This is a genomic window from Mucilaginibacter terrae (assembly GCF_042679325.1).
In the GTDB taxonomy this organism is placed as follows: domain Bacteria; phylum Bacteroidota; class Bacteroidia; order Sphingobacteriales; family Sphingobacteriaceae; genus Mucilaginibacter; species Mucilaginibacter terrae.
Genome location: NZ_JBHTMJ010000003.1, coordinates 113,955 through 137,144, shown reverse-complemented (window position 1 = coordinate 137,144; position 23,190 = coordinate 113,955). Strand labels below are relative to the sequence as shown.

The following is a 23,190-nucleotide window of genomic DNA, read 5'->3' as shown; positions in this document are numbered from 1 at the left end:
AAGGCAGATTAGGTATGTTGCTTCTCTTTAGCTTTAAGCCGAAAGGTAAGTAAAAAGCCCATCAAAATAAAAAATGCCGATAAAAAGAAAACCGCATGTACCGATACGGCTGTGATTAATCCTGCTGCAATGGGTCCTAAAGTTTGCCCTACCGAGGCGTATGATTGGTTCACACCCAGTATCTCGCCCTGTTCATCATCGCTGTTACGGTCGGCAATAATGGCGTTGAGCATAGGGTTACGTAGCCCGTTGAACAAACCGTAAACAAATATACATGCTGCAAAAGGTATTAAAGTTTGGGTGAACCCGGCAAAAAACATGGCGGCCAGGCAAACTATGGTCGACAGCATTAAAATAACCGGTTTTGAGGAGATAAACTTATTGATCAATGGCACCCCCAACTGCATTATAATGCCTGTAACGCCGAAACCCGCATACAATAAACCTATATGCTCCGGCTTAATTTTCAACTCATCAACCGAAAACGTTTGAAAGCCAATGATCATCACAAACTGCGCCATGGTAAGCAAAAACCCGGTAAACACAGCCGTACCAATAACAGGAACCTTTAATGAGGTAATGAGCGATGTGAAATTGAATATCCCGGTTTTCTGTTTTCTGTGGTCGGTTGCCTGTATTCGGTTGCCTGTTGACTGATTGTTGTTGCCCGACCTTACACTTTCAACCTTTAATTTTTCACCTTTCACCTCTTTCCCATCCAACTCTGGACTCTGAACTCCCGACTCAGAACTCCCTCTTGTCTCCTTCAACACAAAAGTAGCACATAGCGCTCCTACAAGCGCTATACCTGCGGCGAAATAAAACGGCACTTGCATGCCCAGCTTACTTAACAACCCACCCATTGCAGGGCCCAGTACAAACCCAAACCCAAACGCCGAACCTAATATACCAAACCTTTTGGCCCTGTTTTCGGGGGTAGAGGTATCGGACACCATGGCCTGGGCTACGGAAATATTTCCGCCGGTTATACCATCGAGTATGCGGGCTACAAACAGCATTACCAGGCTTTGCGCAGTAGCAAACAACAGGAACGAGGCACAAGTACCGGCCAAACTAATAGCCAACAATGGCTTTCTTCCCCATTTATCAGATAGTGCGCCTAACAAGGGCGTAGCAAAAAATTGCGCTACCGAAAAAGATGCGGTAAGGATACCGATGGTTTGCCCGTTAAGCCCGAATTTTTTGCCGTAATCATAAAGCAACGGCACAATAATGCCAAACCCCATCGAATTGATGACACAGATAAAAACAAGCACCCATAAATTTTTATCCCCTTTCATGCAAACTGTACAATTTTGTTGGTATGGATAACAAAGGATTAAAAGCAAAAAAGGTTCTGCACGTAATGCAGAACCTTTTTGTATCGTAGAAATGTTACTTAGTCAACATATTTAGGATTTGGCGGATCTAACGGTCCTTTATCCTGGCCCTGGCGCACTTTAGAGTGCTTGATGCCGTAGCCAAAGTAAATTATAAAGCCAATCATCAGCCAAACAATTAAACGGGCCCAGTTTTCCCAGCCCTCGCTGGCAATCATACCCAAGCATACCAACGCGCCCAGCGGACAAACAATGTAATACAAAGGCGTTTTAAACGGACGGTTAATATCAGGATCGGTACGGCGCAAAATGAAGATACCTAAGCATACCAGCACAAACGCAAATAGGGTACCGATACTTACCATATCGCCCACAATGCTATCGGGCACAAAGCCGGCAAATACCGATACAAATACGAAGAATAACCACTGTGATTTGTATGGCGTACGATGTTTAGGGTGTAATTTCGAAAATATTGGAGGTACTAAACCATCGGTGCTCATGGTATAAAACACACGGGTTTGGCCCATTAGCATTACCAGGATAACTGAAGAGAAACCTGCTAAAATTGCTACGGTAACCAGTTTAGCCAACCACTCGAAACCCGGCATGTGATGACGGATAGCATACGAAACCGAAGCCTCGCTACCTTGAGTTAAAAACTCTTTGTAAGAAGAAATACCGGTTAGTACGTGCGAAAAAAGTATGTATAATGCAGTACAGATCACTAAGGAGATGAGAATACCTAAGGGCATATCCTTTTGCGGATTTTTAGCTTCCTGCGCGGCAGTTGATACGGCATCGAAACCAATGAAAGCGAAGAATACGATACTTGCCCCCCTAAGTACTCCAAACCAGCCGTGGTTACCTGTGGCGGCATAATCATGCAGCACACCGGTATTCAACTTTACAGTTCCGGCATTTTCAGGGATCATGTAAGGTGTGTGATTTAATGGGTTAATGAATTGCCAGCCAAAGCCGATAATTAATAACACAATAGCCACTTTAACAAACACAATAACGTTATTAACCGCAGCCGACTCAGCCGTACCGCGTATTAATAGCATGGTTAATAAAAAAATGATGAGTATGGCAGGCAAGTTAACGATACCATGTACGCCATCGGCCGATTGGAACGGCGAATGGCTCCACTCGTAGGGTATGGTAAATCCAAAAAATGTATTCAGCAAATCGTTCAAATATTGCGACCAGCCAATAGCCACGGTAGCAGCACCTAAAGCATATTCCAACACTAAATCCCAACCAATGATCCAGGCAATAAACTCGCCCATAGTAGCATAAGAATAAGTGTAAGCACTACCGGCAATAGGTATCATACTGGCAAACTCGGCGTAGCACAAGCCAGCTAAAGCGCAACCAATGGCAGCAATAATAAAAGAGATGGTTACAGCAGGACCGGCATTACCACCAGCAGCGGCAGCGGTACGTACAAATAAACCTGCACCAATAATGGCTCCTATACCCAAAGCAACTAAAGCCGTTGGGCCTAAGGTCCGTTTTAAACTCTTATCCGATTCGGCAGAGGCAGCCAGTAAAGACTGAATGGACTTTTTAATAAATAAACTCATGTGTTTTGATCAGTTGTATAGATTTAATCATGTTTATACCTCCAAACGTACTTATTTTTCTTCAAAATTTAAAGAAATAGAAGTAGCAATATAGTTGTAAAACCAATATTACAACACGAAATAGAATTATGCGAATTTATTGCTAAAAAATTACCTTACAATCAGGTCGTTAAATGTTCCTGATCCAATTTAATCAATAAAATACCAGCGTCGTTAAGTTATTTGAAGAAAATTTAATTTGGAATATTTAACGGATAAGTTAAATATAGCTATGTGTTTAAAATAAAACCTAACTAAACTTATTTGAATTGCGACTGGTATGAAAAACAGATAATATATAAACTGTCTTTTTAAGCTCATGAACCCGGTAAACAATGAGGTATGGATATACATTTAAAGGAGCAAACCGATATTTTTCAGAAAACCTAACATTATAACGTAATGCATTTTGCACTAAACCATTAATTTTTGTGCTAATCTCTTAAAAAAGGATTTACCTAAACCAGGCTTTTTTTCTTCATACCAAATACAAGCTTCGTTAAGTTCTATCTCGGCTTTTCGAAGTAGTTTAACGATATACACTTTTTAACTCTTCTTTTATTTCACTCCAATCACGAACTGTTGTTTTTCCGTCGGTCAGTTCCTGGTCTCTGGCTAATACTTCCTGTTGTTGGGCTACCGATAATACATCATTGGCTTGATAATCATATTACAGACTGTTTAAAAAAGCCAATAAAACTTTTTCTTCCTGCTCATTATGCAAATTAATAGATATCGTCATATAACAAATTTAAAATTACAAACGCTAATAATCAATTAATACACTGTTCAAAATTAAAAGGGGACACCAATCCGGCATCCCCTTTTAACTTAAAACTTTTTATCGGTCTTAACTATATGCGTTTTCATCGATTGCATCTTCAGCTCATTTTGAATACGCGTATGAGTATTTACCTCCTGGTTGAGATGCGGCGCAATAACCAGCGACACGATGGACATCAGCTTGATCAGGATATTCATAGATGGCCCTGAAGTGTCCTTGAAGGGATCGCCCACGGTATCGCCCGTTACCGAGGCCTTGTGCGGGTCCGATTTTTTATAATACATTTCGCCGTTGATTTCCACGCCTTTCTCAAACGATTTTTTGGCATTGTCCCAGGCACCGCCTGCATTGCTTTGAAAAATCCCCATTAATACGCCCGATACGGTTACACCGGCCAGCAAGCCGCCCAATACCTCAGGGCCGAAGGCAAACCCGAAAATAATTGGCGTAAGCAAAGCAATTAGTCCGGGTGCTATCATTTCACGAATGGAGGCCTTGGTAGAAATGGCTACACATTTTTCGTACTCGGGTTTAGCTTTATATTCCATAATACCAGGAATTTCCCTAAACTGGCGGCGTACTTCCTCTACCATAGCCATAGCCGCCCTACCTACTGCCGAAATGCACAAGGCCGAAAATATGAACGGAATCATGCCGCCCACAAACAAACCGGCCAATACATTGGCCTTGTAAATATCAATATGCTCAATACCTGCCACACCTACAAATGCCGCAAACAAAGCCAGCGAGGTTAAAGCTGCCGAGGCTATGGCAAAACCTTTTCCTGTAGCGGCAGTGGTGTTACCTACTGCGTCGAGGTTGTCGGTACGCTCACGAACTTCCTCGGGCAACTGGTTCATTTCGGCAATACCACCGGCATTGTCTGCAATGGGTCCAAAGGCATCAATAGCCAGTTGCATAGCTGTAGTGGCCATCATACCCGCCGCCGCAATAGCCACACCGTACAAACCGGCAAAGTGATACGAGCCGTAAATACCGGCAGCTAAAACCAGGATTGGCAACACGGTAGATTCCATACCCACAGCCAAACCGGCAATAATATTGGTAGCATGCCCGGTTGATGATTGCCTGATGATGCTCAGTACCGGGCGCTTGCCCATAGCGGTATAATATTCGGTAATAATAGACATAAGCGTACCTACAATTAAACCCACTACAATAGACAGGAATACGCCCGTTTTATCGAACACGAGCGCACCGGCCTTTATATTTCCGGCGGCATCCAAATCGCGGGTGAGGTAAAAGTTACCTTCGGGAAGCATCCACTGCACCACAAAAAAGGTGGCTATTGCCGTTAAAAAAATGGACGACCAGTTACCTATGTTCAACGCCTTTTGTACGCTGTCGGTCTCGTTTTTAATACGCACGAACAACGCACTGACGATAGAGAAGATCAAACCCAAACCGGCTATTACCATGGGTAACAATATAGGTGCAATGCCGCCAAAATTATCTTTCGATACAATTTCGCGGCCCAAAACCATGGTTGCCAATATAGTGGCCACATACGAGCCGAACAGATCGGCTCCCATACCGGCCACGTCGCCCACATTATCACCCACATTATCGGCAATGGTAGCCGGGTTGCGCACATCATCTTCGGGGATACCGGCTTCTACCTTACCCACCAGGTCGGCGCCCACATCGGCAGCCTTGGTATAAATACCGCCACCCACACGGGCAAAAAGCGCAATGGATTCGGCACCTAACGAAAAGCCGGCCAACACTTCCAGCGCTTTCGACATGGCCTCGCCGTTAACATTACCACCGGTTTTTACAACATAAAAGTGATAGAACAAAATAAATAACGACCCTAAGCCTAAAACCGCTAAACCAGCCACACCCAAGCCCATTACGGTGCCGCCGGTAAACGAAACTTTAAGCGCTTTGGCCAAACTGGTACGGGCTGCCTCGGTAGTACGCACATTGGCTTTAGTAGCAATGCGCATTCCCAAATAACCGGCAAAGGCCGATAAAAACGCGCCTATTAAAAACGACACGGCAATAACCGGGCTGGAATTAGCCACCGTACTGCCCGACCATGCCAGCAAGATTACCGCTATAATGGCGAAGTAGCTTAGCACCTTCCACTCGGCGCGCAAAAAGGCCATGGCACCATCGGCAATATAGCCGGCCAGTTGGTTCATATTGGCGTCGCCGGTAGGTTGTTTTACCACCCAGGCCGATTTTACAGCCATAGCCACAAGGCCAACAACACCTATTAACGGAATTAAATAGATCAGATAATGGTACAAAAAATCCATAATGTTAAGTTTGGTTTATACTAAAATTGGTGTAACGAATGTGCAAATAAAATATGGAATTTTGCAAGCGAAATAATTGGCTGTCAGATGTTGATTGGTTGATAAGGCAAGTCGATCTCTACTTTCTTTGATTCAGATTTTTTTAACTATTCAACCAATCAACTACTCACTATTCAACTAATCACCCTAATACCGCGTTAGATTCTGTAAAGGAAAGCCCGGAATGCAGCGTAGCGGAATGAGGACTTATAATATATATCGCGGGCCGAAAGCAACGCCAGGAAAAAATAAAGAGTCAGGAGTACAGAGTCAGTAGTCAAAATCCGAAATGTGCATATTATTGACATGTACTCCGCTATATGGATACATGCAACAGCCGGTGCCACTGCTACTCGCCATTTGCTACTGACACTCCTCACTCCCCCGCTCACTTAATATTTTCGTTACCTCCGTATTAATTCAAACATTTTTGAATAGCTTAGGACTTTAAACCTTAAACTATTGATGGAACAACCTTCAACTCAACCTAAACTAAAGAGCGAACTGGGCCTGCTGGATGGCACCATGCTGGTAGCCGGATCTATGATCGGTTCGGGGATATTTATTGTGAGTGCCGATATTATTCGCAATGTAGGTTCGGCCGGCTGGCTGATAGCCGTGTGGATAATTACCGGCTTTATGACCCTTACTGCTGCCGTTAGCTATGGCGAACTTAGCGCCATGTTTCCTAAAGCGGGCGGACAATACGTTTATTTAAAAGAAGCCTACAATAAGCTGATCGCTTTTTTATATGGCTGGAGCTTTTTCGCGGTGATACAAACCGGTACCATAGCGGCCGTGGGTGTGGCCTTTTCCAAGTTTACGGCATACTTAATACCGGCAGTTAGCGAAGACAATATATTATTAAATATTCCTATAACAGATACTTACAACTTTACTATCAGCGCTGCGCAACTGGTTTCCATTTTTACCATTGTTATACTCACCTATATTAATACCCGTGGTGTAAAAGGCGGGAAGATTATTACCACCACCTTTACGCTAACCAAATTACTGAGCTTGTTCGGGCTCATCACCTTCGGCTTTATTATGCTAAAGGGAGATGTGTGGACCGCTAACTGGAGCAATGCCTGGGACATGCACGGCCTGGGTAAGGATGGCAGCATTACCCAACTAACCATAGCCGGTGCGCTGGGGGCCATTGCGGCCTCCATGGTGGGTTCTATATTCAGCAGCGATGCCTGGAACAACGTAACCTTTATTGCCGGCGAAATGAAAAACCCGCAGCGTAATATTGGCTTGAGCTTGTTTTTCGGTACGCTGATCGTTACGCTGATCTACGTATCGGCTAACGTAATGTACACAGCTGTTTTGCCTTTACAAGAAATTGCCTCGGCCGAAAAGGACCGGGTAGCCGTGGCTGCCTCCAACGTTATTTTTGGTAATATAGGTACCATAATTATTGCCGTGATGATCATGATCTCCACCTTTGGATGCAATAACGGTTTAATTTTGGCAGGTGCCAGGGTGTATCACACTATGGCTAAGGATGGTGTTTTCTTTAAAAGAACCGGCACTTTAAATAAAAATGCGGTACCTGAATTTGGCTTGTGGTTGCAATGTTTGGTAGCCAGCATACTATGCCTGAGTGGCCGTTATGGCGATCTGCTGGACATGATCTCCTTTGTGGTGGTGATATTTTACGTGTTGACTATTATAGGCATTTACATTTTACGCGTAAAACGGCCGGATGCACCGCGTCCATATAAGGCTTTTGGTTACCCGGTGCTTCCAGCTATATACATACTCATGGGCTTAACCTTTTGTACGCTTTTAATTATCTATAAGCCACAATACACCTGGCCGGGCCTGATTATTGTACTCATCGGCATTCCTATTTATTATATATCGCAACGCAACGTTAAGCATGAGGATACCGTACTTTCAGATAGTTAGTTTTTTACTTGTTACTACCTTAACACAGGCACAAACTTTAAACCAAAAGCTGCAAACTGCTTTCAATCATTTACAGCAGGATAGCCAGTGCCGCTATGCATCCATATCGTTAACGGTACTGGATGCCACCACCGGCGAACAGGTATTTGCTGCTAACCCCAATATGGGCCTGGCACCGGCTTCTACTTTAAAAACGGTGACGTCGATTACCGCGTTTAACCTGCTCGGTGCCGATTATCATTTTCAAACGCAGTTTGGCTACAGTGGAACTATTGATGCCGGGGGCACACTCAATGGCGATGTAATTATTAAAGGTGGCGGCGACCCTACCCTGGGCAGCTGGCACTATCCTACTACCAAAGAAAACATTGTATTAACCCAACTGATTACCGCTTTACAGCAATCCGGCATCAAACAAATAAACGGCCGCGTTATTGGCGACGATTCTATTTTTGATACCCAGTCTATCCCAGATGGATGGATTTGGCAGGATTTAGGCAATTATTACGGTGCCGGTGCATCGGGTTTATGTTGGCGCGAAAACATCTTTGATATTAAATATGAAACCGGGGCGGTGGGTAGCCCGGTAAAAGTATTACGTACCAGTCCGGCTATGCCCTATTTCGATTTCAAAAGCGAAGTCATTACATCTGCAGCCGGCTCGGGCGACAAATCGTATGCCTACTTGCCTATAGGTAATAAGTCCATGTATATTCGTGGTGCTTACGCCATTGATAAAGCCAAAAAAAGCATTACCGTAGCCCTGCCCGACCCAGCATTCGATGCCGCCTGGCGCTTAACCGATACGCTGAAACGTTTAGGCATTACGGTAAGCCACGACCCGGAATCGACCGTTACCCTTGCTGCCAAAGCCGAACAAGCGCCGGTTATCAGTAAAACGTTAACTATCATTTCGTCGCCCGAATTGAGCAAGATCATTTACTGGCTTAATAAGGAAAGCATCAACCTGTATGCCGAGCAGTTGCTGAAAACCATTGCCCTCAAAGCCGGCAAACCCGTGTCGACTAAAATGGGTGTAGAAACCCTGCAAAACTTTTGGAAAGTACGCGGTATTGATACCCATACTTTAAACTTATACGATGGCAGCGGCCTCGCTCCCGCCGATAGGATCACCACCAATACCATAGCCCATATTTTACAAACAGCCGTAAACCAACCCTGGTACCCGGTATTTTTTGAAAGCCTGCCCCTGTACAACAACATGCACATGAAAAGCGGCACCATAGCCGATGTGGTAGCTTATGCGGGTTACCAAACTCATTCCGGCCGTAAGTTGTGCTTTTCGGCCATTATTAATAACTATAATGGATCGACAACGGCGGTAAGGCAGAAGTTGTTTAAGGTGCTGGATGAATTGAAGTAGATGCAGTTACGTGGGTTGAACTCGTCCGTCATTGCGAGACAGTGGAGGAAGAGCGTAGCCGTCGAAGCAATCTGGGAGTAACTATCCACAGACCATAATTAATGCATAAACTAAATTCAAAAGGCAAAGGTTTAGCATGGACGTCGAAGCAATCTGGAAGTTCAGAGCACAGAGCTAAATAAACGCAGAAACCAAAATGGAAAGAGGCGGACAAATTTACATCATGACTAATAAACGTCATACCGTTCTGTATACAGGCGTTACCTCAAACTTGGTAAACCGGATTTGGGAACACAAAAACAAGGTCTATCCTGACAGTTTTACCGCTAAATAAAATTGCGATCAATTAATTTATTATCGCGTATTTTCGACTATAGAAGAAGCTATTGCAGCCGAAAAAGCAATTAAAAGCGGGAGCAGGTTTGGAAAAATGAGGCTTATCGATGTATTTAATCCAACTTGGAAAGACTTGTATGAAGAAGTAGCTGCTCAATAGATAGTGCTTACATGTTAAGCCTGTGGTTAATTACTTCTGGATTGCTTCGATGGCCACGCTTTTGCCCCAGCTGTCTCGCAAGGACGGGTGTGTAAAGTTAATGGGCAGTCTATTTTAAAATGCCTGTGGTTTGTTACTCCGGGATTGCTTCGACGGCCAGGCTTTTTCCCTCTGCTGTCTCGCAATGACGAGAAGAGTGCCCACCCCGCTCCCCGAACCTCAAAACCCCGCACCCCTCTACCAAACCGGCAATTTCAAATCATACCTTACCGCCAATATTCTTATTCCGCAAATGAAAGCTATCGCTATGACTTTGGCCCAATTAGGATCTATCAGTCGAAATAAGCCAAAGTAAATTACGCCGCCTACAATGCAAGCCGTAGCATAAATTTCTTTGCGGAAAATAAGGGGAATATTATTCAGCAAAATATCACGTAGCACACCACCGAAACAACCGGTTATGGTGCCAAGGATAATGCATACCCCATGATTTAGCCCGGCATCTATTCCTTTTTGAATACCAATAAGCGTGAACAAACCCAGGCCCACGGCATCAAACAAAAAGAGGGTAACCTTAAAGTTTTTAATATATTTCTTGAACAAGATAGCAAATATGGCGGTTATAGTGATGAGGATAGGTCCGTTCAAATCACGCATCCAGCTTACGGGCATGTAGCCGATCAGTACATCGCGGATGGTACCGCCGCCTATAGCCGTGATGAAGGCAATAACTAATACTCCAAATGCATCAAGCCGCTTTTGCATGGCCGAAAACGCACCCGATATGGCAAAAGCAATAGTGCCCAGCAATTCGATAATAAAAGTAACGCTGAACATTTACACCTCCCCTTCGCGCTTGCGTAGAAACCACTCCGTACTTAATAAAGCCAATATGAGTACAAATACCCATTTGCTGTCTATCAAGTCGCTGTAACGCTGGTCGTCGTACACAATGGTCTTGATATTGTCGTTCTTACGGATGAGATCGGCCAGTTGGTTTAACTGCGACGGCTGCAGCATTTTACCGCCCGATTGTTTAGCCAAGCCATACAAGAGCTGGTGGTTAGCCGTACTTTGCCGGCTCTCTAAATTTAAAGGCTTAATGGTGAATTGCCCTTTGGTGCTAAACGGTTGCTTACCTAACTGGCTGTTAGCCGTATAGCTGTAATTACCCACAGGGAGTACGCCAGCGTTTAACTGGTAACTTTGACCGGTACGGGTAAACAGATAACTATAGTTTTTACCGCTGCTGTTTTTTAAGGTGATGTTTACATCGGGCGTGTTTACCAGTTGCAGGGCATCGTTGTATAATTCGGCATTCAGCAGGACGTTCTCCCCTTCGTCAAACACCGTTTTAGACGGATACACCCTAAAACGCTGGCGGTTGGCATTAGCTGTTAAGTACTGGATACTTTGACTAAATAGCTCTTCCATAGCTGTATGACTGCCAAAGTCTTGGTACTCGGCCAGGTTCCAGCGCCAAAGACCCTCACCGGCCAGCACCGCCGAGCGGCGACCATCGGCTTCGTTGAAGGCCATTAAAGGATAAGTGGTGCTAACGCTGCCTATTTTTTGTTTGAGCAATACCGATGCACCTCCCGCCGAACCATAATTACCAAACGGTGCCAGCAAGGGCGGGAAACGGTTGATCTTATTCAATGTAGAATCGGTGAGCGTAAACAACGAAAAACCGGTAACGGGCACGGCAAATTCTTCCTGCACATCGGTACGGCCGGCTACTATTTGTATGGTGCTTTGTTCCTGGTTAAAATCCTGCAAATTGGTTTGCGCACCGGCCATATACCAAACCGGCACTTTACTTTGAGGTATAAAACTCTTGAGGGCCAGGTTATCGGCAGCGGTGATCTGGTACAGTATAATTAAGCCATAATCGCTTAGCTTCAGAGTTGATAGCTTGTTGGTTTGTATGGCTTTTAACTCATAGTTTTTATTGCGCTCTACCAGCTGCTTAATTACGCTGATATCGGGGTGTGTGGCGGCATAGGCCAGCAATATTTTTTGCCGGGCATCCAACACTTCAATGTAAACGGTTTCCGTGTTGTTTTGTACCGATAGCTCGTTACTTACCGGTGCCAGCTTTATGGCAAACTGATGAACGCCTTTTTTATCGGCATTGAGCTTTACCGGTATCACCTTCCTGAACGTACCAGTAGTTATAAGTATATTTTGATTAAAAACTACACGCCCATCTTCGGCAACGCTTAAACGCATTTGTTCGCCCTGACTTTGGTAGGCTTCAGCCAGCACTTCGAGCATGAAATCGTTACCTAAAAATGTGGTTTTATTGTAGTTAATGTTGCCAATCAGCAGATCTCGCCTCGGGATGGTATCGCCCAGGGCAATGGTATAAATGCTGGTTTTAAGGTTGCGGGCTTCGTATTGCGGGTCTGTCCCCTGGTTGTACAATCCATCGGTAGCCAGTATTAGTGCCCCTATGTTTTGATTGACAAAGCGTTCACTCAACTGGTGAATTGCCGAAGCGATATTAGTTTGTTTACCCTGGTAACCGGTAGATAAACCGGTGTGTAGATCATGGTCGAAGTTAAACTCGCGCACCTCATAATCTTTACCCAGCACCTTTTTAAGTGTGGCAAGTTGAGTATTAAATGCTTCGGTACTAAACCCCCGCGGTTTAAAAGTATTGATGGATGATGAATTATCCTGCGCGATAAGTACTAACGGTTTTTGTGGCTGGTAAGTAACGGTTTTTATTAGAGGAGCAACCAGCATAAAAGCGATTACAAACACAGCAACCGCACGTAAAACAGCCAGTAACCAGCGTGTACGCTCACTTACATTGACCGGGTTACGGTAGAGCAGCCAGGCGTACAACACACCAAACAACATGCAAACAAGCGTCCACCAGCCCGAAATACTTCCCCAGGTTAGGGAACCCAGCAAAAGCCCGTAGTTCATAGTCAATAATTCATAGCAGCTCATATTACGGTTCTAAAAATAGCTTTTATTTCACAATAACTATGAACCATTAGCTATCAACTATGAACCAGAAACAATTTTTATACGGATAGGCCCTTTGATGTGATTAATATCAACAGGCTCCCCTTTTTGTGTAATACTGACTTTGCCTTCCTGTTGTAGCATAATAGCGGCTTGCCTTACCTCGTGCATTTGCTTACGCCAATGTGTATCGAACAAAGCCCTCGCAACCTCCGACGGGCAAATGGTTTTATCCACTCCCCGTTCAGTAGCCATCGTTAAGATGGTTTGACTTATGGGTGATCTTTCATGGTTCATGGTTCATGGTTCATGGTTCATGGTGCGAACAATTTCTATCGGCACAGTTGACTGTCCTGCGTGGAAATAAGCGGCATATTCTTCACTCTGGACTCCTGACTCTGTACTCTCGACTCTCTCTTTACGCCATTCCGCCGTCAACCGAAATTACCTGGCCGGTAATGTAAGAAGCCATATCAGATGCCAGAAAAACGCAGGTATTAGCAATCTCAAGCGTTTCACCGGCACGTTTAAGCGGGATGCCTGCCGTCCAGCCTTCCACCACTTTTGGATCTAAAACTTCGGTCATTTCAGTTTTAATGAAGCCGGGAGCAACCACGTTGGTGCGGATATTACGGGAACCCAATTCTTTAGCCATTGATTTAGAGAAACCAATAATACCCGCTTTAGAAGCCGCATAGTTACCCTGACCGGCATTACCCTGCAAGCCCACCACCGAACTCATGTTGATAAACACACCCTGGCGGGCCTTCATCATTATTTTAGAGGCCGCTTTGGTTACATTAAATATCGATTTCAGGTTTACGTTCAGCACTTCGTCCCATTGTTCTTCGGTCATGCGCATGAGCAAGCCATCTTTGGTGATACCGGCATTGTTCACTACAATATCCAGTTTGCCAAAATCGGCTATAATATCGGTGATCAATTTATCGGCTTCGTCAAATTTAGAAGCATCCGAGCGGTAGCCTTTTACCTGTGTGCCATAGCTTTGCAATTCCTGCTCCAGGGCCAGTCCTTTTTCCACCGACGATAAGTAAGTGAACGCTACATTAGCACCATGTTCGGCAAATTTTTCGGCTATGGTACGGCCAATTCCTTTGGATGCTCCGGTAATGAGCGCTGTTTTTCCTTCTAACAATTTCATATACTTTCAGGTAATATTAGAGGGCGTGAAGGTAATAAATTTAGTTGGGAGTTGGGAAAGTCCGTTAGTCCGTTAGTCCGTTAGTCCGTTAGTCCTCAATGCCAAAAAAGAAAACATGTTTAAATAAATATTACTTTTCAAACGAACTATTATACTATCCGCCTTTTTCTTATCTTTCCAACTAACTGACTTATTAACCCACGGACCACAAAATGCAAACCGTTGAAGCTTTTTACGACCAATTAAGTACCCGCTATACCGAACTTATTAGCAAGTGCGTACCACGTTACGAGGAGCTATTTTACAATTTGTTTCATTATATACCTAATAATCTGCATCCGCGCCAAATAATCGATTTAGGTTGCGGCACAGGTAATTTAACTGCAGTAGCTTTGCAACATTACCCCGATGCCGATATTCATGCACTGGATATATCGGCCGATATACTGACCGAATGCCGACAGCGCTTTTTGGGCAATAATAACGTTTATTACCATCAGCAAAACTTTAGTCATTTGAAATTTGAGCCGGAGAGTTTTGATCTGATTATTTCGAGCATTGCTATACATCATATAACTGATGAAGAAAAAGCCATACTTTACCAGCAAGTGTACGCGCTGCTTAAACCGGGCGGCCTGTTTGTTTTTGCCGATCAAACTAAAGGCATTACCGAAGAAATTTACCATAAACATATTTTGCGCTGGAAAGAAGAAGCTTTTAAACTGGGGTCGACCGAAGAAAACTGGCAACTCTGGATGCTACATCAGGATGCGCACGATCATCATACCCCGGTAGGCTGGCACTTAAAACAATTGGAAGCAGTTGGTTTTAACGAGGTAGATGTGATTTGGAAAAATATGTTGTGGGCGGTAATCTGGAGCAGGAAGCAATGCCCCGGCGCCTACTAAAAAAATGTTATTGATGAGCGCATAAATTATTAATCTTTTTCTCCCCCGGCAGGAAGATTGGGGTGGAGGCTAAACATCATTTGCGTATTTTTGTTACCCTATCACACCATAAGCGCAGCAACATGTACACGGCCAAAATCATCCGTCATCGGCATAAATTTCATCATTATATGAATGATGATTTAAAAGAAGTAAAAGAGGAAACCCATTTTAAGATCGTGTTTTCGGAACCGGCAGAGTTTGACCTGTTCAGGGAATGGATTAAACAACACGACGGGGAATACGATTATAATAAAGAGGCAAGCAAACAAGAAGGCAAATTTCCTAAAGTACCCATCTTTCACGACGAGATTTGCTGGTGCGATATTATGACTTACTACCTGTTACATGTAGCAAGCTACAAATTTTACGATACCATTAACCCGTATAAGGGCGAGGTTTATATTAAGGATTAGAATATAGCGTATAATGTGATGCCAACTAATTTCATACAAATCCTTATTCTGCCACAATGCACTCTTGATTATGGTTTAAAACTTTATCAATTATCAAGCACTATTACTTTTAACAGGCTTACGCATCCTCCCTTACTTCGTTTACTATAACAATTATGTTGAAATTTGTACCCAGTAACCCTAACGCCGAAATTACGGATCGTGATGTTTTGTTTGAAGACAATCACCTGATTGCTATTAACAAGCGTGCCGGTGATATTGTGCAGGTTGACGATACAGGCGATGTTTCTTTGGATGAAAAAGTTAAAAATTACCTTGCTAAAAAATACAATAAACCCAATGGTGCCTTTTTAGGCGTTGTACACCGGTTAGACCGGCCAGTGAGCGGCGTAATATTGTTTGCCAAAACCAGTAAGGCCTTAGAGCGGGTAAACGAGATGTTTAAAACACGCGAAATGCGCAAAACCTACTACGCCGTGGTACGTAACCGCCCCAACCCGCCGTATGGTGATTTAGTACACTGGCTAATTAAAAATCCGCAAAAAAACGTAACCAAAGCACACGGCCACGAAGTACAAGGCAGCCAGCGTGCCGAACTGCACTATCGTTTAGCAGGTGAGCTGGAAGGTTATTATTTGATACAGGTGAACCCTATTACAGGCCGCCCACACCAAATCCGCGTACAGCTATCCACCTTAGATTGCCCCATTGTAGGCGATAATAAATACGGCTACCCAAGGGGCAGCCTCAAAAAAAGCATTTGCCTGCATGCCCGTCGGCTGCAATTTATCCACCCTGTAAAAAAAGAACCGGTTGATATTATAGCTCCATTACCCAAAGATGGCTTTTGGGAAAAGTTCAACCATTTAGTACAAGCTAAAGATGATGAGATGGTGCTGAAAGAAAAGTAGTAGAAAGAGACAAGAAGTAAGAAACAAGAGCCAAGAGTAATTTTCTTCTTTATAAGACTTTTCTTTCTTGTTTCTTGTCTATTGTTTCTTGTCTCTATCTACAGCGCTTTCACCTTAGCCCAAATCAGTTCATCTACCGGGATGCCCTGCTGTAAATTTTTGTTGCGGGTAGCTAATGTGCCTTCGCCGGGGTAACGGATGGCTTTCTCAGGATCTTCGAGTCCGCTGGTTTTGGTATAGGCAATAATCTGTTCAATTAAATCGGCGTTTTGTGCAGTGCCGTGAGGCTTTATACAAATAAATACTTGCGACACCCCGTATTCTGCTTTACTTTTAGATATTTCGGCGGTAGACCGTCCCTGGCTCAGGATAGTTACCAGCAGATCCAGCATCAGCGATAAGCCCGAACCTTTCCAGAAACCGATAGGCAGCAACCGCCATGTTTCCATAATTTCACCAGCGTTGGTGGTCAGTTCACCCGCTTTATTATAACCACCGGGCAAAGGCAGTTCATTGCCCGCGGCATGGTACTGTTGTAGTTTACCAAACGAGTATTGGGAGATGGCCATATCCAGCACCACGTGTCCGCCTTCGCGAGGTACGGCTATAACCAGCGGGTTGTTACCTAAGCGCGGCTCTACCCCACCCCAGGGTGGTACGTTGGCAATGGTGTTGGTAAAGCAAATACCTATACAACCGGCTTCGGCAGCCTGCCAGCCGTAGGTACCGCCACGCATCCAGTGGTTGGTATTACGTATAGCTACGCAACCCATGCCATGTTCGTTAGCCAGTGTAATAGCCCTATCCATGCAAAACTGAGCGTTCAGCATACCTGGGGCTAAATTACCATCGTACCGTTCCAGCAAGCCCAGGCCTTCATCGGCCACGGGTTGGGCATCGGGCTTTACCTTGCCTTCGTTAACATACTGTACAAAAACCGGGAAACGGTTTAAACCGTGGGTATAAACGCCATCCCGACTGTTATTGGCAAATATGATGGCAATTTGCTGCGCTTTGGTTTCGGTAAAACCAAGTTTCAGCAGTACACGTTTAAATTCGGCCTGCAGAGTTTCGTAAAGTATTCTCATTGTAATGAGTGAGTTAATGAATGGTGATTGAGTGAATGGTTTGGCTGTACAAATTACATTAGTGCTTTGAATAAGTTTGGCTAAAAGCAAATTCAGTAATACTACCGCACAATAGAGTGTCCGGTTTCGTACAGGCAACAGCTTTGCTTATGAACTAAAATCACTGTAATTCAATTATTTACAAAATTGGCTTTGCTTGTGCTGTACAATAATTGTAAACTTATTTAATTACCTGCCTGTATGTTTAAAAGTTACGTTACCATTGCTTTAAGACACCTGTTTCGCAACAAGGTATCTTCTTTTATTAGTGTAGCCGGTTTGGCTATTGGCTTTGCCTGCGTAATGTGGATTAGCCTGTATATTAAAACCGAACTGGCTTATGACAGCTTTGTGCAAGATGCCAGCCGCGTTTACCGGGTAAATATGGATGGCAAAATGGGTGATAGTGAATTTTACGCAGGCTATACCCCACCCCCGGCAGGCGAAGCACTTAAAAACAATTTCCCCGAAGTAGAAAGCTATACCCGCGTTTACCGTCCGGGCAATCAGCTCATCCGCTACAATAACGGCGTCGAAAATAAATCGTTTACCGAGAGCAAGGTATTTGCGGTGGATTCTAACTTTTTGCAGGTGCTTACTTACCCATTACTACAAGGCAACCCGGCCACGTGTTTGTTGGAACCTAATGCTATTGTAATTACCGAGGATATGGCCAGGAAATACTTTGGCAATACCGATGCTATGGGAAAAATGCTTATCCTGGATGTGGCTAAAACCCCGCTCAAGGTTACGGGTGTTATAAAAGAGGTATCGCAAACCTCATCGTTACAATTTAATATGCTGATACCCTTACAGCTATGTGCCGATGTAAAATACTTTAACTGGAGCTGGGTATGGCTTAATATGGCAACCTATATTAAATTGAACAAAGCAGCGGCGGCCAACCCCAATGTAGTTAAAAACATGGAAGCAAAGTTCCCCGCTATGATGAAAGTACAGGCGGCTACCGCATTTGAACGCATAGGCCAGCCTTACAATGAGTTTATAAAAAAGGGTGGCCGCTGGAACCTGCACCTGCAGGCCCTGCCCGATGTGCATTTAAGATCGGCCGGCATCATTTCGGCGGTAACCGACCAGGGCGATATAAAAAACCTTTACATTTTTGCCGCTATAGGCTTATTTGTAATTGTACTGGCCTGTGTAAACTTCATCAACTTATCTACCGCGCAGGCTGCTAAAAGGGCCAAAGAAATTGGTGTACGCAAAGTAATGGGCTCAGAGAAAAGTCAATTGATACAGCAATTTTTAATGGAGGCATTGTTCTTCAGCGTAATTTCAGTAATTATTGCACTTATACTCGTTGTTTTACTTCTTCCCGGCTTCAATCAAATATCGGGGAAATCTATGGATATAAATATGATGCTCAACGTACAGTTCTGGCTCATTATTACCGGGTTAATTATTACTATTACTTTTTTGGCGGGCAGTTATCCCGCTTTTTATTTAGCCTCCTTTAAGCCGGTTAATGTATTAAAAGGACTGGCTGTTTTTAAAGCCGGTAACGGTAACCGGGGCATACGTAACGGGCTGGTAGTTTTTCAGTTCACTGTTTCCACTGCATTAATAATTTGTACGCTGGTGGTATATATGCAATTGCGTTACATACAAAACTGCGATCTGGGTTTCGATAAAGAGAATGTGGTTATATTCAACAATACCGAAAAATTGGGTCGCAGCCAGGAACAGTTCCGGCAGGAAATCGCTGCTATGCCACAGGTAAAAAGCGCCAGTATATCTACCAGTATGATCTCCAGAGGTGCATTCGGTGATTTTTATAATCCTATTGCTAATACACCTAATGAGCATATCGCTAAAGACATTACACTGGGTTCGTTTTTAATTGATCAGGATTTTATAACCACACTTAACCTAAAAGTAATTAAGGGACGAGCGTTTGATAAACGCTTTAACGATTCGTTATCGGTTATATTAAACGAAACTGCCGTTAAACAAATCGGGTGGAAAGATCCCATTGGCCGTTTTATCCGTTATCCGGGTGGTAAAATGGAATTATACAAAGTTACAGGAGTGGTGAAGGATTTTAATATGGAATCGTTGCACGATGCTATTGCACCTTTCGCATTGTTCCACAACTCATCTAAAAGTTATGACAGCAATACGTCGTTTGTAATTGCTAAACTTAAACCAGGCAACCCGGCTACCACCCTAACGCAAATAAATAACAAGTGGAAAAGCTACAATACCGAACAACCTTTTGAATACACCTTTTTAAATGCTGATTTAAATGCCTTGTATGTTACCGATCAGCGCATGGGCAGCCTGTTGTTTATCTTCACTTCCCTATCCATATTTGTGGCCTGTTTAGGGTTATTAGGACTGGTAATTTATACTGCCGAACGCCGCACCAAGGAGATCGGCATCCGCAAAGTGCTGGGTGCATCGGTAGCACAAATCACCTTATTGTTATCCAGAGATTTCATTAAGCTTATAATCCTCGCTATTGTTATAGCCTCGCCCGTTGCCTGGTATGCTATGAATAAGTGGCTGCAAAATTTTGCTTACCCGGTTACTATTAGCTGGTGGGTGTTTGCCCTGGCCGGTTTGTTAGCTATTATCATCGCCTTTGCCACGCTTAGTTTTCAAGCGGTTAAAGCGGCTTTAGCCAATCCGGTAAAAAACTTAAAAACCGAGTAAATAATAAAACACCGTCAGTATGAGCCTGTAGAAGACTAAGTAGCGCTACAAACGCTTCAACTGGCTCAGCATACCAAGTAATAGAAGATTCAAATTATCGCACAATTTATTAAAACCTCAACGTTTTATAATACAATCCCGCAGCCAAGTATTTTACGGGATTTTGTATTTTTACCACGTGTATTCTATCAAAAGCAAATTACCTGTAGTAATTGTACTGGCCTTCATGCTTTCGGGCTGGTTCATCAGTTCGTGCAACAAGGGCGATGAGGAGCAAACCATCAGCACATTTTTAACCGACCGCGATGGTTTATGGCGGCTGGCATCTTTAAGGGTAGAAACCTTGCACGGCGATACCTCTAAACGTCGCGACACCCTAAATACCAATTGTGTGTTTAACCAAAGCTTTACCTTTAAACCAGATGGAACCTGCACTTATGAAGATTTCAGCTGTTTAGATCAAACTACAAATGGTACCTGGGAGCTTGCCACTACCGATTCGGTTATATTTCGCTCCAATATGGTTTGTAAAGACACTACTGTAACAGGTACAGGCAGGCCTTTTGCCAAAGCACAGGTACTCAACCTGGGTCAAAACTCGCTGGTATTGCAGGTAGTACGTACCGATACACTCCGCAAAACGCCTTTAGTGGTGCTCCGACGCCGTATCAGCAATTATGGATTTATTCGTTAAACTTCTCATAATATTTAAAATACTATATTTATCCCAAAATAACTCATTGCTGCTTTGAAAACCAGGATAGCCATTTTTGCTTCAGGATCGGGGTCTAATGCTCAAAAGATATTAGAGCATTTCAAACATCATACGCATGGCGAAGTAGTTTTAGTGTTAACCAATAACCCGCAGGCCTACGTACTGCAACGTGCCGATAACTTTGAGATACCCACCCATGTATTTACCCGCACCGAGTTTTACCAAACCGAGAATGTGGTGAAGCTGCTGAAGACCATGGAGGTAGACCTTATTGTGCTGGCCGGTTTTTTATGGCTGGTACCGGTATCGTTATTGAAAGCTTTTCCTAATCAAATCATTAATATTCACCCGGCCCTGTTGCCTAAATATGGCGGCAAGGGTATGTATGGCGATAACGTACACAAAGCCGTATTAGCCAATGGCGAAACAGAAAGCGGTATTACCATCCACTTTGTTAACGAGCATTTTGACGAGGGCGAGATTATTAGCCAGGCTAAATTTAAAATTGAACCTGGCGATACGTTAGACAATATAAAACTGAAAGGACAACAACTCGAGCATTTTCATTTCCCCAGGGTGGTTGATAACCTGGCCACTAAAATGCGAAGTAACATCAAGTCCTGATTTTAACGCCTACTTTTGCAAAAGTACCGAGTAGCCTATTAGCCGAAAAATGGCCGGCTAATAACCAAATGAATTGGTTTGTATTAAGCGGCTAACTATTCATCATTCTCCTCGCCGTAATCAACTAAAACCATTACCTTTGCGGCTCAAAAAACATTGTTGCATGAGCCAGTCTGTTCAAATCAAAAACGCTTTAATTTCGGTTTATTACAAGGACCATTTGGAGCCTGTAATTAACGAGTTAAAACGTCTTGGTGTTAAAATATACTCAACCGGCGGTACCGAAACTTTTATCCGCAGCCTGGGTACCGATGTTATTGCTGTTGAAGATCTTACTTCGTACCCTTCTATTTTAGGCGGCCGTGTAAAAACCCTGCATCCCAAAGTGTTTGGCGGCATACTGGCCCGGCGTAATTTTGAAAGTGACGAGCAGCAATTGGCCGAATACAACATACCGGAGATAGACCTGGTTATAGTTGACCTTTACCCATTTGAAGAAACCGTACGTTCGGGTGCAGAACAGCCCGATGTTATTGAGAAGATAGATATTGGTGGTATATCTTTGATTCGTGCAGCTGCCAAGAACTTCAAAGATGTGGTGATCGTAGCCTCCAAAGATGATTACCAGGAACTGGAAGACTTATTAAAAACCCAAAACGGCGAAACCACATTCGATCAGCGCCGCCGCTTTGCCCAAAAGGCTTTCAATATCTCCTCGCACTACGATACCGCTATTTTCCAATACTTCAATATCGAACAAAACGAACAGAGCGAAGTATTACCTGTGTTTAAGCAAAGCATACAAACCAGCCAAACTCTGCGCTATGGCGAAAACCCGCACCAGCAGGGCACCTTTTACGGTAACCTGGATGCCATGTTCACAAAACTGCATGGCAAAGAACTATCTTACAATAATTTAGTGGATGTTGATGCCGCCGTTGCTTTAATTGATGAGTTTACCGACCCAACCATTGCCATATTAAAACACACCAATGCCTGCGGTATTGCCACCCGCTCTTTCATTAAAGAGGCCTGGATAGATGCGCTGGCCTGCGACCCGGTATCGGCATTTGGTGGTGTAATTATTGCCAACGATGAAATTAACGCAGATACAGCTACCGAAATAAGCAAACTATTTTACGAAGTACTGATAGCACCCGCTTATACCGATGAGGCCATAGAGATACTAAAAAGCAAAAAGAACCGTATTATACTCATTCGCCAACCTGTTGAATTAGGGATTAAACAATTTAAAACTTTGCTGAACGGCGTTATTGAACAGGATAAGGACCTGGTGATTGAAGGACCGGATAAAATGACCACGGTAACTAACCAGCACCCAACCGAGCAGGAACTGAAAGACCTGTTTTTTGCCAACAAAGTGGTTAAACATACCAAATCGAACACGGTAGTGCTGGCCAAAAACAACCAGTTACTGGCCAGCGGCGTGGGGCAAACCTCAAGGGTTGACGCTTTGCGCCAGGCCATTGAAAAAGCCAACAGTTTTGGCTTCGATTTAAACGGTGCGGTAATGACCTCTGATGCGTTTTTCCCGTTCCCGGATTGTGTGCAGATTGCGGCTGAAGCGGGCATAACCGCTGTTTTACAACCAGGAGGCTCCATTAAAGACCAGGATTCGATAAACATGGCTAATGAAAGAGGAATAGCCATGGTGACTACCGGTGTTAGGCATTTTAAACACTAAAAAGAGAGACAAGAAATAAGAGACAAGAAACAAGATGCTGATTTTAACAAGTATA

General features: G+C 43.8%; 19 protein-coding genes. 10 read left to right on the top strand and 9 right to left on the bottom strand.

The window, feature by feature from the left end; genetic code table 11:
* Positions 1-8: 8 nt before the first annotated feature.
* The 4 genes from ACFQ3S_RS02615 to ACFQ3S_RS02600 form a co-directional block, all read right to left on the bottom strand.
* Positions 9-1,301: an MFS transporter gene (locus ACFQ3S_RS02615; protein WP_377160955.1), complete on the bottom strand. Its 1,293-nt coding sequence runs from the start codon at positions 1,299-1,301 to the stop codon at positions 9-11.
* A 98-nt stretch (positions 1,302-1,399) separates the two neighbouring features.
* Complete coding sequence (locus tag ACFQ3S_RS02610) at positions 1,400-2,929, bottom strand: amino acid permease (protein WP_377160953.1); 1,530 nt, start codon at positions 2,927-2,929, stop codon at positions 1,400-1,402.
* A 289-nt stretch (positions 2,930-3,218) separates the two neighbouring features.
* Positions 3,219-3,395, bottom strand: a complete 177-nt coding sequence (locus tag ACFQ3S_RS02605; RefSeq protein WP_377161840.1) for a type II toxin-antitoxin system RelE/ParE family toxin — start codon at positions 3,393-3,395, stop codon at positions 3,219-3,221.
* A 404-nt stretch (positions 3,396-3,799) separates the two neighbouring features.
* Positions 3,800-6,037, bottom strand: coding sequence for a sodium-translocating pyrophosphatase (locus tag ACFQ3S_RS02600; RefSeq protein ID WP_377160951.1), 2,238 nt, complete (start codon positions 6,035-6,037; stop codon positions 3,800-3,802).
* Between the two features lie 504 nt (positions 6,038-6,541).
* On the opposite strand from ACFQ3S_RS02600, the gene ACFQ3S_RS02595 reads away from it, so the two are divergent.
* The 3 genes from ACFQ3S_RS02595 to ACFQ3S_RS02585 all read left to right on the top strand — a co-directional run bounded on the left by ACFQ3S_RS02595 (position 6,542) and on the right by ACFQ3S_RS02585 (position 9,711).
* Entirely contained in the window at positions 6,542-7,993 is a 1,452-nt protein-coding gene (locus ACFQ3S_RS02595) for an APC family permease (protein WP_377160949.1), read from the top strand.
* The gene (gene dacB / locus ACFQ3S_RS02590) at positions 7,965-9,377 is read left to right on the top strand and encodes a D-alanyl-D-alanine carboxypeptidase/D-alanyl-D-alanine endopeptidase (RefSeq protein WP_377160947.1); all 1,413 of its coding nucleotides are present in this window, start codon (positions 7,965-7,967) and stop codon (positions 9,375-9,377) included. The genes ACFQ3S_RS02595 and dacB overlap by 29 nt, the downstream gene beginning before the upstream one ends.
* A 196-nt stretch (positions 9,378-9,573) precedes the next feature.
* A complete protein-coding gene (locus ACFQ3S_RS02585) occupies positions 9,574-9,711 on the top strand; it encodes a GIY-YIG nuclease family protein (protein ID WP_377160945.1) in 138 nt (45 codons plus the stop codon).
* 399 nt (positions 9,712-10,110) lie between these two features.
* On the opposite strand, the gene ACFQ3S_RS02580 is transcribed toward ACFQ3S_RS02585, so the two are convergent.
* The 4 genes from ACFQ3S_RS02580 to fabG all read right to left on the bottom strand — a co-directional run bounded on the left by ACFQ3S_RS02580 (position 10,111) and on the right by fabG (position 14,014).
* Positions 10,111-10,710, bottom strand: coding sequence for a trimeric intracellular cation channel family protein (locus tag ACFQ3S_RS02580; protein ID WP_377160943.1), 600 nt, complete (start codon positions 10,708-10,710; stop codon positions 10,111-10,113).
* Positions 10,711-12,810, bottom strand: coding sequence for a hypothetical protein (locus tag ACFQ3S_RS02575; RefSeq protein ID WP_377160941.1), 2,100 nt, complete (start codon positions 12,808-12,810; stop codon positions 10,711-10,713).
* Between the two features lie 81 nt (positions 12,811-12,891).
* Positions 12,892-13,149, bottom strand: coding sequence for a DUF3253 domain-containing protein (locus ACFQ3S_RS02570; protein ID WP_377160939.1), 258 nt, complete (start codon positions 13,147-13,149; stop codon positions 12,892-12,894).
* Between the two features lie 121 nt (positions 13,150-13,270).
* Entirely contained in the window at positions 13,271-14,014 is a 744-nt protein-coding gene (fabG, locus tag ACFQ3S_RS02565) for a 3-oxoacyl-[acyl-carrier-protein] reductase (RefSeq protein ID WP_377160937.1), read from the bottom strand.
* A gap of 212 nt (positions 14,015-14,226) precedes the next feature.
* Between fabG and ACFQ3S_RS02560 the strand changes: the two genes are divergently transcribed.
* From ACFQ3S_RS02560 to ACFQ3S_RS02550, 3 genes are all read left to right on the top strand, one after another.
* A complete protein-coding gene (locus ACFQ3S_RS02560) occupies positions 14,227-14,922 on the top strand; it encodes a class I SAM-dependent methyltransferase (protein ID WP_377160935.1) in 696 nt (231 codons plus the stop codon).
* A 122-nt stretch (positions 14,923-15,044) separates the two neighbouring features.
* A complete protein-coding gene (locus tag ACFQ3S_RS02555) occupies positions 15,045-15,377 on the top strand; it encodes a hypothetical protein (RefSeq protein ID WP_377160933.1) in 333 nt (110 codons plus the stop codon).
* 155 nt (positions 15,378-15,532) lie between these two features.
* Complete coding sequence (locus ACFQ3S_RS02550) at positions 15,533-16,288, top strand: RluA family pseudouridine synthase (protein ID WP_377160931.1); 756 nt, start codon at positions 15,533-15,535, stop codon at positions 16,286-16,288.
* A 98-nt stretch (positions 16,289-16,386) separates the two neighbouring features.
* On the opposite strand, the gene yiaK is transcribed toward ACFQ3S_RS02550, so the two are convergent.
* The gene (yiaK, locus tag ACFQ3S_RS02545; RefSeq protein ID WP_377160929.1) at positions 16,387-17,376 is read right to left on the bottom strand and encodes a 3-dehydro-L-gulonate 2-dehydrogenase; all 990 of its coding nucleotides are present in this window, start codon (positions 17,374-17,376) and stop codon (positions 16,387-16,389) included.
* A 240-nt stretch (positions 17,377-17,616) separates the two neighbouring features.
* Here yiaK and ACFQ3S_RS02540 point away from each other — a divergent pair, with 240 nt between their 5' ends.
* From ACFQ3S_RS02540 to purH, 4 genes are all read left to right on the top strand, one after another.
* Positions 17,617-20,091 (top strand): ABC transporter permease, encoded by a 2,475-nt coding sequence (locus tag ACFQ3S_RS02540; protein WP_377160927.1) that lies wholly within the window; start codon positions 17,617-17,619, stop codon positions 20,089-20,091.
* Positions 20,092-20,269: 178 nt separating this feature from the next.
* Positions 20,270-20,785, top strand: a complete 516-nt coding sequence (locus tag ACFQ3S_RS02535; protein ID WP_377160925.1) for a hypothetical protein — start codon at positions 20,270-20,272, stop codon at positions 20,783-20,785.
* Between the two features lie 54 nt (positions 20,786-20,839).
* Positions 20,840-21,430, top strand: a complete 591-nt coding sequence (gene purN, locus ACFQ3S_RS02530; protein ID WP_377160923.1) for a phosphoribosylglycinamide formyltransferase — start codon at positions 20,840-20,842, stop codon at positions 21,428-21,430.
* Positions 21,431-21,593: 163 nt separating this feature from the next.
* Positions 21,594-23,135 (top strand): bifunctional phosphoribosylaminoimidazolecarboxamide formyltransferase/IMP cyclohydrolase, encoded by a 1,542-nt coding sequence (purH, locus tag ACFQ3S_RS02525; protein WP_377160921.1) that lies wholly within the window; start codon positions 21,594-21,596, stop codon positions 23,133-23,135.
* Positions 23,136-23,190: the final 55 nt, after the last annotated feature.

Bases quoted from the DNA above. Each gene is read 5' to 3' on its own strand.
- ACFQ3S_RS02570 (WP_377160939.1), bottom strand. From the start codon at position 13,149: ATGAACCATGAAAGATCACCCATAAGTCAAACCATCTTAACGATGGCT.
- ACFQ3S_RS02600 (WP_377160951.1), bottom strand. From the start codon at position 6,037: ATGGATTTTTTGTACCATTATCTGATCTATTTAATTCCGTTAATAGGT.
- ACFQ3S_RS02595 (WP_377160949.1), top strand. From the start codon at position 6,542: ATGGAACAACCTTCAACTCAACCTAAACTAAAGAGCGAACTGGGCCTG.
- ACFQ3S_RS02585 (WP_377160945.1), top strand. From the start codon at position 9,574: ATGGAAAGAGGCGGACAAATTTACATCATGACTAATAAACGTCATACC.
- ACFQ3S_RS02540 (WP_377160927.1), top strand. From the start codon at position 17,617: ATGTTTAAAAGTTACGTTACCATTGCTTTAAGACACCTGTTTCGCAAC.
- purH (WP_377160921.1), top strand. From the start codon at position 21,594: ATGAGCCAGTCTGTTCAAATCAAAAACGCTTTAATTTCGGTTTATTAC.
- ACFQ3S_RS02610 (WP_377160953.1), bottom strand. From the start codon at position 2,929: ATGAGTTTATTTATTAAAAAGTCCATTCAGTCTTTACTGGCTGCCTCT.
- dacB (WP_377160947.1), top strand. From the start codon at position 7,965: ATGAGGATACCGTACTTTCAGATAGTTAGTTTTTTACTTGTTACTACC.
- yiaK (WP_377160929.1), bottom strand. From the start codon at position 17,376: ATGAGAATACTTTACGAAACTCTGCAGGCCGAATTTAAACGTGTACTG.
- ACFQ3S_RS02560 (WP_377160935.1), top strand. From the start codon at position 14,227: ATGCAAACCGTTGAAGCTTTTTACGACCAATTAAGTACCCGCTATACC.
- ACFQ3S_RS02555 (WP_377160933.1), top strand. From the start codon at position 15,045: ATGTACACGGCCAAAATCATCCGTCATCGGCATAAATTTCATCATTAT.
- ACFQ3S_RS02615 (WP_377160955.1), bottom strand. From the start codon at position 1,301: ATGAAAGGGGATAAAAATTTATGGGTGCTTGTTTTTATCTGTGTCATC.
- ACFQ3S_RS02550 (WP_377160931.1), top strand. From the start codon at position 15,533: ATGTTGAAATTTGTACCCAGTAACCCTAACGCCGAAATTACGGATCGT.
- ACFQ3S_RS02575 (WP_377160941.1), bottom strand. From the start codon at position 12,810: ATGAACTACGGGCTTTTGCTGGGTTCCCTAACCTGGGGAAGTATTTCG.
- fabG (WP_377160937.1), bottom strand. From the start codon at position 14,014: ATGAAATTGTTAGAAGGAAAAACAGCGCTCATTACCGGAGCATCCAAA.
- ACFQ3S_RS02580 (WP_377160943.1), bottom strand. From the start codon at position 10,710: ATGTTCAGCGTTACTTTTATTATCGAATTGCTGGGCACTATTGCTTTT.